At 68.9% G+C, this 12,171-nt stretch carries 11 protein-coding genes; 5 read left to right on the top strand and 6 right to left on the bottom strand.

The genetic code is table 11. The annotated features are described in order from the left end of the window. Positions 1–13 precede the first annotated feature (13 nt). The 3 genes from KIK09_RS44625 to KIK09_RS44615 form a co-directional block, all read right to left on the bottom strand. A complete protein-coding gene (locus tag KIK09_RS44625; RefSeq protein WP_214325608.1) occupies positions 14–394 on the bottom strand; it encodes a globin in 381 nt (126 codons plus the stop codon). Positions 395–403: 9 nt separating this feature from the next. Continuing rightward, positions 404–1,270 (bottom strand): mechanosensitive ion channel family protein, encoded by an 867-nt coding sequence (locus KIK09_RS44620; RefSeq protein WP_308164686.1) that lies wholly within the window; start codon positions 1,268–1,270, stop codon positions 404–406. A 471-nt stretch (positions 1,271–1,741) separates the two neighbouring features. Beyond that, positions 1,742–2,026, bottom strand: a complete 285-nt coding sequence (locus tag KIK09_RS44615) for a hypothetical protein (protein ID WP_214325607.1) — start codon at positions 2,024–2,026, stop codon at positions 1,742–1,744. Positions 2,027–2,300: 274 nt separating this feature from the next. Between KIK09_RS44615 and KIK09_RS44610 the strand changes: the two genes are divergently transcribed. From KIK09_RS44610 to KIK09_RS44595, 4 genes are all read left to right on the top strand, one after another. Continuing rightward, entirely contained in the window at positions 2,301–3,863 is a 1,563-nt protein-coding gene (locus KIK09_RS44610) for an NsdA family TPR-like regulatory protein (RefSeq protein WP_214325606.1), read from the top strand. Continuing rightward, the gene (locus KIK09_RS44605) at positions 3,860–4,351 is read left to right on the top strand and encodes a GNAT family N-acetyltransferase (RefSeq protein ID WP_214325605.1); all 492 of its coding nucleotides are present in this window, start codon (positions 3,860–3,862) and stop codon (positions 4,349–4,351) included. The genes KIK09_RS44610 and KIK09_RS44605 overlap by 4 nt, the downstream gene beginning before the upstream one ends. A gap of 468 nt (positions 4,352–4,819) precedes the next feature. After that, on the top strand, positions 4,820–6,022 hold the full coding sequence (locus tag KIK09_RS44600) for a DMT family transporter (protein WP_214325604.1): 1,203 nt from the start codon (positions 4,820–4,822) through the stop codon (positions 6,020–6,022). Positions 6,023–6,295: 273 nt separating this feature from the next. After that, entirely contained in the window at positions 6,296–7,927 is a 1,632-nt protein-coding gene (locus KIK09_RS44595) for a tetratricopeptide repeat protein (protein ID WP_214325603.1), read from the top strand. 132 nt (positions 7,928–8,059) lie between these two features. Here KIK09_RS44595 and KIK09_RS44590 read toward each other — a convergent pair whose 3' ends face one another. The 3 genes from KIK09_RS44590 to KIK09_RS44580 are packed head-to-tail and all read right to left on the bottom strand — an operon-like array spanning position 8,060 to position 10,667. Continuing rightward, complete coding sequence (locus KIK09_RS44590; RefSeq protein WP_214325602.1) at positions 8,060–9,073, bottom strand: ABC transporter ATP-binding protein; 1,014 nt, start codon at positions 9,071–9,073, stop codon at positions 8,060–8,062. Beyond that, positions 9,070–9,888: an ABC transporter permease gene (locus tag KIK09_RS44585; RefSeq protein WP_214325601.1), complete on the bottom strand. Its 819-nt coding sequence runs from the start codon at positions 9,886–9,888 to the stop codon at positions 9,070–9,072. The genes KIK09_RS44590 and KIK09_RS44585 overlap by 4 nt, the downstream gene beginning before the upstream one ends. Then, a complete protein-coding gene (locus KIK09_RS44580) occupies positions 9,885–10,667 on the bottom strand; it encodes an ABC transporter permease subunit (RefSeq protein WP_214325600.1) in 783 nt (260 codons plus the stop codon). Before KIK09_RS44580 ends, KIK09_RS44585 begins: the two co-directional genes overlap by 4 nt. Before the next feature lie 287 nt (positions 10,668–10,954). On the opposite strand from KIK09_RS44580, the gene KIK09_RS44575 reads away from it, so the two are divergent. Beyond that, on the top strand, positions 10,955–12,148 hold the full coding sequence (locus KIK09_RS44575) for an RNA-guided endonuclease InsQ/TnpB family protein (protein ID WP_214325599.1): 1,194 nt from the start codon (positions 10,955–10,957) through the stop codon (positions 12,146–12,148). The last annotated feature ends 23 nt before the right edge of the window (positions 12,149–12,171 follow it).

Raw genomic sequence — 12,171 nt, 5'->3', positions numbered from 1 at the left:
GCGTGTTTGCCCGTTATGCCGGTGAGTTCACCAGGCTCTGCGCCGCGTAGACGAGGTAGTCCCACAGACGGGTCTCCTGCTCGGGAGTGAGACCGAGCGACTGGACCGCGTCGTGCATGTGCTTGAGCCACGCGTCGCGCTCGGCCTCGCCGATGACGAACGGCATGTGCCGCATCCGCAGCCGCGGATGGCCGCGCTCCTGGCTGTAGGTGTTCGGACCGCCCCAGTACTGGATGAGGAACCCGCGCAGCCGATCCTCCGCGCCCGTGAGGTCTTCCTCGGGGTAAAGGGGGCGCAGCAGCGGATCGTTGGCGACTCCTTCGTAGAAGGCGTGCACGAGCCGCCGGAAGGTCTCCTCGCCCCCGACGGCTTCATAGAAGGAGGTTTCTGTCACCCGATTAGCCTATGCGCTGGCAGCCATGGCGATGCCCGCCGAGTCCAGCGCCGACTTCACCCGCAGCCGCAGTTCCCTGGCCACGTGGGCCTGCTGGGCGGGCAGCGTCTTGGCCGAGATCCTGAACACCACCGAGCTGTCGGACAGCTGCTCCACGCCGAACACCGACGGCGGCTCCACGATCATCGTCTCGCGGAACTCGGGCTCGCCCCAGAGCTCGTCCGCCACCTTGTCCAACAGCGCCCGGACGGCGGGGATGTCGCTGTCGTAGGCGACGGGAACATCCAGGTAGGCGCGCGACCAGCCCTGCGACTCGTTGCCCACGCGGGTGATGGTGCCGTTGCGGACGTACCACACGCGGCCGTCGGCGTCGCGCAGCCGGGTGACGCGCAGGGTGACCGCCTCGACGGTGCCGGAGGCGGCGCCCGCGTCGATCACGTCGCCCACGCCGTACTGGTCCTCGAGCAGCATGAACATGCCGGCGATGAAGTCCTTGACGAGCTCCTGCGCGCCGAAGCCGATGGCCACGCCAAGGATGCCGACGCTGGTCAGCAGCGGCGCGATCGGGATGGTGAGCCGGTCGAGCACGGTCAGCACAGCGGTGCCCATGATGACCACGGAGGCGACGTGCTTGAGCACCGACCCCATCGTCTCGGCGCGCTGCTTGCGCCGCTCGTGGAGAAGGGCGTCGATGCCCTCGGTCACGCCGTTGCCCTTGCGGAAGCGGCCCGTGATCGACGATCCGGTCGCCGCTTGGTTGACGATCCTGGTGATGAGGCGGTGTGTGAGGTTCCGCACCACGAACGCCAGGATCAGGATCAGGACAATGGTGATACCGCTGGCGACCAGGGGAGCCCACGGCGCATCTCCGAACACCCCGACGAGAGTAGAGCAGAAGCTGTCGCCGCCACAGCTCAGAGCGAACTGGGAGCCCATCTTCCCGAGGTCGAAGCCTTCTATCGGCGACGTGAACACTAGCGAGATCCTCCTAGGAAACGGTTCGGTCGGCGGCTTTAGGCCTTTAAGACCCAAAATCTACCGCCGACCGAACCGGCCGCCGTCACATCACGCCGGGGAAGACGGGGTCGTCATGGCCCGGGGCCACGGAGGGCGGGTCATGACGCTCCGGTGACGGACGGCTCGGTCGGGACACACACCCGGAAGCATGTCCCGTACCGTTCCTATGCTCTTTGGGATCCTGCGATCTTCGTGGAAGCCGGAACCGGCGGGATGCCCAGAGCCCCTGCGTGCAGGAAGCCCTCCGCACCAGTCATCCCGCCGGCTCCGTGTGGCCGCCGTGGGTGCGGTGAGCCAGGGTGGCTGCGCTCCACCCGGGTCACCGTCTCCTCACTCCCCCACCGCGGCGAGCACGCGCGCGACCTTGGTCGCCGCTCCAGCCGGGTCGTCGGCCGTGTGCATCCGCTCACCCCAGGACCAGCAGTACCACCAGTCGGGGATGTCGGAGACATCAGCCGATCGGCAGGTGACGTTCTCCGACAGGCTGGTGGCGTTCGGGTTGATGACCCTGACGAAAAGCCGGCCTGTCTGCGTGCGGACCACCCTGGCGAGCATTCCGCGGGCTCCGAGCTCTGAGACCAGTCGCTCCAGGTGCCCGAAGTTGTCGTCCCCCACCTCGTCCCTCCCTTTGTTTCGTTGCTGGTGCGCCAAAGATGACTCAGAACAGCGAGTGACGCAATGAGGGCCCTATGCTCACGGGGAGTTGCCTTCTCCCTCATGGGTTGTAAGAAACAGTCCGCAGGGGGACGATCCTTAACCGTAAGCTTCAAGTGCACGTTTTCAAGCGGTCGCTGATGGGTCATAGTCGTATGTAGACGCAGAGCGCCCTCGTAACTACGCTGCGTCAGCGGTTCTAGACCGGTCAGGACATTGTGTGAGAGGGGCCGGGATGTCCGGCAGGCAGCACAGGGAAACGGAGATCGCGCGGCGGATCCGGGCCAAGGGCCTCGCCGCGGGACGCACGAATGCCCAGATTGCCGAAGAGATCCACGAGACGTGCGGGCCTCAGTTCGGGACCACGAAGGTCAAGTCGCACCGCCTGTCGTACGGGATCGCGCTCGCGGACGTCATCGAACAGGTGCGGGCGTTGTTCGAACAGGACAAGAAGGCGCCCCCCGGCATCGGCGAGACGCTGCTGTCCGCCTATGAGAGCGGGCTCAAGCGTCCAGGACCCGAATACCTGCACTACCTGTGTGCCGTCTACCGGGTGGAGCCTGCCACGCTCGGCTTCGACGGTCCCTGCATCTGCGGCGGTCACGGCCATCAGCGCCCCCCTCTTGCCGTCACCCACTGGGAGACGACGGCGCGCATGGGGTCTTCGCGCGAGCTGATCATGCAGTCGCACGACGCCGAGGCCCCCAGCGAGGGGATCAGCGAGGACGAGAACATCCTCCGCAGGACGCTGCTGACCCTGCTGTCGACCGAGCCGGGCAAGGCCAAGCTCGACGGCCCGGTGCTCGGCGCCATCGAGGGCATCAGGCGGCGGATGGACGAGACGCTGGTGTGCGCCTCCGTCTCGCCCGCCATGCTCGACCAGTGGGAAGAGGCCACGCTCAGCTTCGGCCGCCAGTACACCACGACCGCCCCCCTCAGACTCCTGTGCGACGTGCTGCTCGAGTTGAGCTCCGTCCGCGCCGCCATGAACCGGCGCCAGCCCATCGACCTTCAAGAACGCCTGTGCCGCATGGCCGCTCAGCTGTCCGGGCTGAGCGGCATGATCATGATCAACCTCGGTGACCACCGGCTGGCGCGCTCGTTCTTCCGTACCGGCCGCACCGCCGCCGACGAGACCGGCGACCGCGCGCTGCGCGCCTGGGTCACCGCCCGCGAGGCGCTCGTCCCGCTCTACTACGGCGACGCCCGCGAGGCGCTGAACCTGGCCAAGAAGAGCCGTGACCTGGCCGGCCAGACCCCGTGCGCCGCGCAGGCGATGGCCCCGGTCGTCGAGGCCCGCGCGCTGGCCATGCTGACGGGCACCGACAGCAGCAAGGAAGTGGTCGACCAGGCCAAACGCGCGCTGGCGCGGGCCAGGAACGCCTTCTCCCACATCAGGGGCACCGAGCGCGAGGACATGGCCTTCGGCTACACCGAGCGGCAGCTCTACTTCTACCAGGGCGACGTGCTCACCAAGCTGGGCCAGACGCTCGAGGCCGAGGTCGTGCTCGACCAGGCGCTCGACAAGTACCAGGACCACATCCTCGACCAGACCCTGATCAGGCTCGACCAGGCCCAGTGCCGCCTCATCGAGGGCGACCTGGACGAGGCCATGACCATCGGCATCAAAGCCCTGAACCTGCTGGGCTCCGACTTCCGCACCGACTTCATCATGCGTCCGGCCGTCGCGCTGGAGCAGGCCGTCGCGGAACGCGACCCGAACCATCCCCTGCTGCCCGTCTACCGTGAGCAGCTTCGCCCGACGATCTCCCTCGCGGAAGGGACAGGCAGTGCATGAAGCTGAAGATCCGACGCTACCGCTGGTCTGATCTCGACACCATCCTCGCCCTGCACCGCGTCTGCCTGGCAGAGGTCGGCCTGGTCCCCGGCGACGGCGTCTACTACGACGACGACTTCCCCCGCATCCAGGAGATCTACCTGGCCTGCGGCGGCGACTTCCTGGTCGGCGAGGTGGACGGGCGCGTGGTCGCCATGGGCGGGCTCAAGCCGATCGACGCGGAGACCGCCGAGGTCTGCCGCCTGCGCGTCCACCCCGAACAGCAGCGGCGCGGGTATGGCGCGGCCATGCTGGAGGCCCTTGAGGCCCGCGCGGTCGAACTCGGCTTCCACAGCGTCCGCGGTGACACCACACTCAACCAGGGCGCGGCCCTGGCCCTCTACGAGCGCAGCGGCTGGCGTGAGCTGTCACGCACCCGCGTGGGCGAACTGACGGTCATCTACGGCGAGAAGCGCCTCCTGCCCGCCCTCGCCCAGGACCTCAGATAGGGGCTTCTCCCGGTGGCGCCGGGAGAAAAATGCGGGCGCGGTCTTTTCCCCCGCCGAATCCACCGCGGTGACTTCTCGCTTTCGGACGGCGTCCGACCAATCCACGCCTCCACAAGTCGTAACGCTACGGCTGCCCCCTTCTCAGTAACGCACGACCGTTTTCCTGGGGCGGTAACACAATGTAGCGTTCATCCGATCACTCTCCGTGGTGCGATTCGGCGGGCGCCGGGCTTCCGGGTGGCGGTGCTCGGATCGGCAGGAAGCGCCAAGCGGCGGCGGGGGATATGTAGGGAATGGCCGATTCGGCGTTAACCGCGGATAGGGATGTTCGGACCTACGAGTGAGGCTCTTCACTCTGAGTGGTAGAGGAACATCACCGTGAGCTGGCTGTACACCAACGGCTGCTGATTGTAGTGAGATGCTTCCGCCATGGCAGTCGTGCCCGCTCCCCGACCCCTCCTGGGAGCCGTGCTTCTGTTGTTCGTCAGCGCCGCATGGGGGTCGGCGTTCCCGCTGATGAAGAATCTCATCCTCCGCATGCCGGTGGAGGACCTGCTCGCCGAGCGGTACCTGATCGCCGCGGTGACGCTGTTCCTCATCCGGCCGCAGAGCCTACGGGGGCTCAACCGCGAGACCTGGATCAACGGAATCGCCCTGGGGGTCATGTTCGGCATCGGGCAGAGCGCGCAGGCGGTGGCGCTCGACAGCCTGCCGTCGGCCGTGTCCGGCTTCGCCGTCGGGTGCAGCGTGGTGATCACGCCGATCCTGGCGCTGGTCCTGTTCCGGGTGAGGGTGCCGGGGCGGGTGTGGCTCGGGGTCGGGTTCGCGCTGCTGGGGATGACCGTCTTCACGCTGCTGAGGGGCATCAGCGGGCACGACTTCTCGCTGCTGGCGCTGGCGGCCACGCTGATGGCCGCGGGGCTGTACTCCGGGCACACGTTATTGCTGGCGCACCTGACCAGGGCGGGCCGGCGCTTCGACGCCTACGCGCTCACCGTGATCCAGCTGGGCACCATCGGGGTCCTGACCGGGGGAGTCGCGGTCCGCGACGGGATCGTCATCCCCGGCCAGGTGTCGGACTGGGCGATCCTCGCGCACCTGTCGGTGATCTCCTGCGCGCTGGGCTTCCTGGCCAGGTCCTACGGGCAGAAGCACGTGCCCGCGGTGCCCAGCGCCGTGCTCATGTCGTCGCAGCCGCTGTGGGTCACCGCGATCGCCGTCATCTGGTTCAACGAGCCGATCGGCTGGCCGATGGCCATCGGCGGCGGGCTGATGGCCGCCGCCATGCTGCTGGCCGTGCCGATGGGGGCTCCGCCACGGCGACCGCGAGCGCTGCCGCCGGCCGTACAGGTGTCGCGCAAGGCCTCCCGGGTCCTGGCCGATCTGCGGATCAAGCGCGACGACCCGCTCAAGTTCGAGGCGGCGCCGTTGCCGGTCGCCACGGGGAACGCCTGCGTCGACACCGAGTCCTGCCCGTGGAGCAATCGCGCGACCAAGGGCAACAGGGAGCCCAGCCTGGACCGCCTCATCGAGCGGGCCACGTCGATCGTCAGGGCGAAGAACCAGCCGGGTCCCGGCTGCTGCCAGTCGGTGACGCTGGTGGGGCGCTGCCTGTGCTCGCTGATGGAGGAATCAGACCAACAGCCGACGTCAGGCTGGTTTCGGGCCTGATAGGAACCTCGTCACCGGGTAAATACCAGCAGCTTATTATCCGTTAATCACGTACTTATTCAAGGCGAATCTTGATAATCGCTGGAGTGTCCGAATAATGGGTTCATTGTCCTCCAACGGAAGGTGCGCCATGAAGCGGATCGTCGTCCGAAAGCCCGGCACTGCCAAGCTCACCGGGACCTCCAGCGTCATACACAAGGGGTGACCGGGAAGGGATCCCACGTCAGGATTCAAGGCGCTCCACCTGGCCATTGGGAGAACATCCCGCTGCTGATGCCCGTGATCGACGGGCACCGCGGGCGGCACGGGCCCTACACCGTGGGGTCCGCGTTGGTGGAACACCTGCTCCCGATCACCTTGGAACGTTCCCGTGACCTGGCGGCCGCCCACGACATCGAGATCCGGGCGGCGGCACCCGGCGTCCGCGACCGGGTGCCGGCCAGGTATGAGGGCATCGAGCCCGGCCTGCCGGAGAACGAACGGATCCTGGTGCCCGCGCCCCGCCGCACGCTCAGGCTGGCCAACGGCCTGGCCGAGTTCGTCCGTACGGCGGTGCCGCCGGGCAGGGTGCTGGCCGTGTGCAACGTGGCCGAGGCCGATTTCACCGACGTCGAGCTGCTCGACGTCCTGATGCGCAGGATCCCGCCGGAGATCCTGCGCGTCGTCCTCTACAGCGACGGCCCGCCCGCGCCCCCCGACGACAGGGACGCGGGCGAGCTGTGGCAGGCCGTCGACCACTACGTGCGCGAGGGGTTCCTGCATGCCGTGGTCGAGCTGGGCGAGCGCGGCCTGGCGCTGGCCGAGCCCGGCGGCGACCTGTGGTGGCGCTTCGCGCAGCGCACCGCCACGGCGCTGGGCGCGCTCGGCCGTACGCGGGAGGCACGGGAGCTGTGGGAGCGGGTACGCAGGACCAGCCGGCTGCCCGCGGTGCACGCCGCCGCCGCGTACGGCACGGCCATGCTGGACGCCCGCCACCCGGATCCCGCCCAGCGGGACCTGGGCAGGGCCCGAGGCTGGATCAACCAGGCGATCGCGATCTCCACGCTGCTGCCAGATCCGCTCGAGCGCGCCTTCAAGCTGGGCTTCGACCGCAACGGCCTGGCCCTCGTCGAGCTGCGGCAGGGCCGGCCCGCGGCCGCGCTCGCGCTGGTGGAGTCGGCGCTGGCGCTGGCACGCGAGCTGGGCGAACACCACCCGGTGCACCGGATGGTGCTGCTGGCCAACCGGGCCCAGCTGCTCGGCGCGCTCGGGCACGTCAAGGAGGCGCTGGAGGACTACGCGGCGGCCATCGCGATCGACCCGTCCTTCCCCGACTACTACCTCGACCGGGGCAACCTGCACCTCAAGCTGGGCCTGCACGAGCAGGCGCTGGCCGACTACGAGCAGGCGATGCGGGTCAGCCCGCCGCTGCCCGAGGCCTACTACAACCGGGCCGAGCTGCGGATCGCCCGCGACGAGGCCGACGAGGCGCTGGCGGACCTGGGCTACGTGATCGAGCTCGACCCCGCCTACCTGGATGCCTACATCAACAGGGCCGGGCTGCTGGCCGGGCTGGAGCGCGACGCGGAGGCCCGCGCGGACGCGGAGGCCGGGCTGGCGCTGGCGCCCGGCAACCCGCACCTGCTGGCGGTGCTCGGCCAGCTGGAGACGTCCGCCGGGCGCTTCGACGCCGCCCGCGCCGCCTTCGACCAGGCCATCGAGACGGCTCCTACGCTGGCGGCCGCGTGGGCCAACCGCGGCATCCTGCGCTATTCGACCGGCGACCTGGAGGGAGCCGTCTCCGACCTCACCCAGGCGATCACCCTCGAACCACAACCGGATCTCTACGCCAACCGTGCCATCGCCCTCCGCGCGCTGGGGCGCGTTTCCGAGGCGCTCGCCGACGAACGCGCGGCTCTCCTCTGAAGTACGGCAAGCCACCCCACCGGCCGCCCGCCGCACTCCGGTCGAGGGCCCGCGGGCGGCGCTTGCGGCGAGTCGGTGATGGTGGCCCGCCGTCACGGCGCACGGATCCGGCCGAGGGGCCTGCCGTACGGGTCAAGCGGGAAATGTCTGGACGTGGTCGTCGGGGACGCGGATGTAGACCGCGTCCCCAGGGGAGAAGGCGGTGGCCGCGCGTGAGGGGATGTCGGCGAAGATGACGGCCTGGTCCGCCTGGGCGTACACGCGGGTGGTGGCGCCGAGGAAGACGGTGACGTCGACCGTGGCGCGAGCGCCGGGGCCCTCGGTGGAGAGCTCCACGTCCTCGGGGCGGAACATGCACAGCACCCGGTCCGAGGGCGCCGGCACGTCGAAGGCGCCGCCCGCGGTGACGCGGCCGCCGGTCGCCGACAGTTCCAGCGTGTTGCGGTTGCCGACGAAGCCGGCCGCGAAGCGGGTCGACGGCGCCGTGTAGATCTCCGCGGGCGGAGCGCACTGCTCGATGTCGCCGGAGTTCATCACCGCGACCCTGTCGGAGATCGCCAGCGCCTCCGCCTGGTCGTGGGTGACGAAGACGGTGGTGATCCCGATCTGGTGCTGGATGCGCCGCACCTCGTCGCGCAGGCGGTGCCGTACCTGGGCGTCCAGGGCCGACAGGGGCTCGTCGAGCAGCAGCACCTCGGGCCGCGGCGACAACGCGCGGGCCAGCGCGACGCGCTGCTGCTGCCCGCCGGACAGCTGGTTGGGCAGCCGGTCGCCCAGCTGCTCCAGTCCGACCAGCTCCAGCATCTCCTCCACCCGGTCCTTGACGTCGGGGGCCTTCCTGACCGTCAGCGGGAAGCCGATGTTGCCGCGCACGGTGAGGTTGGGGAACAGCGCGTAGGACTGGAAGACCATGCCGATGGGCCGCTTGCGCGCGGGCACGCCCGTCATGTCCGCCCCGCCGATCGTCAGCCGCCCGGTGTCGAAGCTGGTCAGCCCGGCGATGCAGCGCAGAAGTGTCGTCTTCCCGCAGCCCGAGGGCCCGAGCAGGGCGAGCATCTCGCCCTGCTCGACGCTGACGCACACCCCGTTGAGCGCGTTGTGTCCCGCGTAGCGCTTGGTGACGTGCTCGAGTACGACATGGCTCATGACGAGGCGTCCTTCGTGATGGCGGCCATGGACGCGCTCACCCGGCCGCGGCCGAGCCAGACGACCAGGGCGGACAGCGCGAACAGCAGGCCGAAGGTGAAGATGGTGACGACGGCGAGGGCGTTGGGGTCGCCGAGCGTGCGCGAGACGAACTGCCGCGCCGACCACAGCGGCAGCGTCTCGAAGCTGACCCCGACCAGGATCTTGGCCAGCGCGAACTCGTTCATGGCGGTCGCGATGACCAGCAGCGACCCGGACACCACGCCGTTGCGGATGACCGGGAAGATCACCCTGACCAGCGTCTGCGCCGGGTTCGCACCGCAGGTCGCCGCGGCCTCGCTGAGCTGTACAGCTCCCGCCGCGAGCAGCGAGCTCTCCACCGCGCGGTACATGAACGGGAAGGCGATCGCCGCGGTCGAGGCGGCCAGCAGCCAGAACGTGCCGAACAGCGCGGGCGCCACCGACTTGGTGACCAGCTGGATGCCGGCGCCCACGACCACCCACGGCACGGCGAACGGGATGACCGCGATCGTCTGCACCATCGAGCCGATCCGCGGGTTGTGCACCACCGACCAGTACGCCGCGGGCACCACCAGGAGCACGTCGATGGCCACCACGACCGCCGACAGCACCAGCGAGCGCCCGAGCGCGGCTACGACGTCGGGTTTGGTGAAGACGCTCACCCAGTGCGAGAGCGTGTAGCCGTCGGGCAGCGCGGTGTCGGTCCACCGGGTCGCCACCGAGTAGAGCAGCGCGGCGAGCAGCGGCAGCCCGAAGTAGACGGCCAGCAGGGCGAGGAAGACGCGACGGGTCACAGCCACCTCGCAGCGCGCTTGAGCGAGAGCCGGTAGAGCACGGTGGCCAGGACGGCCAGCAGCATCAGCAGTACCGACAGCACCGCGGCCCGGCCGAGCCCGAACACCGAGGTCTCCAGCGTGGTGCCGATCTGCAGCGTGATCAGCTTCATCGCGCTCGGCGAGGAGGCGACCGCGTAGGCCACCGCGTAGACGCCGATCGTCCAGGTGAACACCAGCAGCCACCCGGCCACGACGAACGGCGACAGCACCGGGATGCCGACGTGGCGCCAGAACTGCAGGCGGGTGGCGTGGCAGACCTCGGCGGCCTCCTGCCAGTCGTCCTTGAGCACGCTCAGCGCCGGCAGTGTGAGCAGCACGAACATCGGGACGTTGAAGTAGAGGTAGACCAGGTTCATCCCGCCGAACGAGCCGGTCGAGGGGAACGGGTTGCCGTCGATCCCGAGCAGCGCCCTGAGTATCAGGGTCAGCATGCCGGTCGAGCCGATCAGGGCCACGAACCCGAAGGCCAGCCCGATCCCGGCGAAGTTCGAGGCCACGTTCATCAGTGACAGCCAGAAGGCTCGCCCGCCCAGCCGCATCCGGGTGATCAGCCACGCGGCGGGGGCGCCGATCGCGGTGGCCAGCGTCGCCTGCACGAAGCCGAGCGCCAGCGAGGACCCGATGGCCTCCCGGTCGACGGGGTTCCGCACGACCTTGACGATGTGGTCGAACCCGTAGCCGCCGCCGGGCAGCGCGAACGTGTCGTGCAGGAGCCGCAGTGCCGGCAGCACCAGCATGACGAGCGTGAAGAGCAGCAGCGGCAGGGCAGGGCCCCAGGCCGCGAGGAATCCCCGGGTGGAGAATCTTCTCCCCGGAGTGGAGGTTGTTACGCCTGAGGTTGATGTTTCTTCTCCAGCGGATGCCGACTCCGGCACGGGCGCTGTGTCCCCTGCCAGCGGTTCCGGTGTGCGTGCAGTCATGAAATACCTACGGCTCGCATCGCCAAGCCTTCACTCGGGAAGAGTCCGTGGTGCGGCCACGAGCTCTCCGGGATTTGTCGGTGGGGTTGGATACTGTCTCCCGCGTGGCTCGCTACCGGCTTCAGCCGACACTCGCTCAGGAGAGTAAGTTGCTGGAGCACTGTGCACATGCGCGATATGTCTGGAACCTCGCAGTCGAGCAGCATCGGCACTGGCGACCCGGGCGGGCGAGCGCGCCGGGTTTTGCTGAGCAGTGTCGACAGCTCAGCGACGCGAGGCAGGAGACGCCCTGGCTGCGAGCCGGCTCGGTTGTCGTCCAGCAGCAGGCATTGCGGGATTTCGCGCAAGCCCTCGCTCGCTTCTTCATCGGATCCCAGGGCCGCCCGACGTGGCGGAAAGTAGGACGTAACGAGGGGTTCCGGATCGTCGCGATGCGTTCGACAGACGTGCGCCGGGTGTCCAGGCGAGTGGGCGAGCTGCGGATCCCCAAGGTGGGCTGGGTGCGCTTCCGTTGGTCGCGCCCTGTGCCCGAGGGAGTCAAGTCCTTCCGGGTCACACTCGATCGGGCGGGTCGCTGGCACGTGGGCTTTGCTGCCGTTCCGCAGGCGATTCGGGCTCCTGATACTGGAGAAGTCGTCGGACTCGACCGGGGGATCGTGGTGAGTGCGGCGCTGTCCACGGGAGAGTTGCTGACCACACCCCGGCCGCGTCCATGGGAGGTCAAACGACGTGCTCGACTGCAGCGTCGACTCGGTCGCGCCAAGCAGGGATCCAGGCGCCGGGCCGATGTCAGACAGGCCCGTGCCAGGCTGATGGCGCGTGGAGCCGACCGCCGTAAGGACTGGGTGGAGAAGACCAGCACAGATCTCGCCCGCCGATTCGATTTGATCGTTGTGGAGGATCTCGATGTCAGAGCCATGACTCGCGCGGTCAAGGGCACCCCGGAGGCCCCCGGCCGGAATGTCCGGCAGAAGGCCGGGCTGAACCGGGGCATCGCCGCCTCCGGTTGGGGGGCGCTCGTGGCGCGACTCGATGCGAAGGCGTCCGGGCGAGTGGTCCGGGTTGCCCCTCGATACACCTCGCAGACCTGCAATTCCTGCAAGCACGTCGCACGGGAGAATCGCAAGAGCCAAGCGCTCTTCTTGTGTGAGGTTTGCGGGCACCGCGACAACGCCGACGTGAACGCAGCGCGCAACATCAGGGACACGGCCGCCGGGCGGGCGGTTGCTGCGCGGGAAGGGCCTCGGGCTGCCGGGCCGGTGCACCGCGAACCTCAACCTGATCTCCTCGTCGTTTAGGAACGGGTTGAAATCCCTCGCCG

The organism is Nonomuraea sediminis (assembly GCF_018531495.1).
In the GTDB taxonomy this organism is placed as follows: Bacteria; Actinomycetota; Actinomycetes; order Streptosporangiales; family Streptosporangiaceae; genus Nonomuraea; species Nonomuraea sediminis.
This window is presented reverse-complemented; position numbering and strand designations above follow the sequence as displayed.

Bases quoted from the DNA above. Each gene is read 5' to 3' on its own strand.
- KIK09_RS44610 (WP_214325606.1), top strand. From the start codon at position 2,301: ATGTCCGGCAGGCAGCACAGGGAAACGGAGATCGCGCGGCGGATCCGG.
- KIK09_RS44605 (WP_214325605.1), top strand. From the start codon at position 3,860: ATGAAGCTGAAGATCCGACGCTACCGCTGGTCTGATCTCGACACCATC.
- KIK09_RS44595 (WP_214325603.1), top strand. From the start codon at position 6,296: ATGCCCGTGATCGACGGGCACCGCGGGCGGCACGGGCCCTACACCGTG.
- KIK09_RS44590 (WP_214325602.1), bottom strand. From the start codon at position 9,073: ATGAGCCATGTCGTACTCGAGCACGTCACCAAGCGCTACGCGGGACAC.
- KIK09_RS44580 (WP_214325600.1), bottom strand. From the start codon at position 10,667: ATGCTGGTGCTGCCGGCACTGCGGCTCCTGCACGACACGTTCGCGCTG.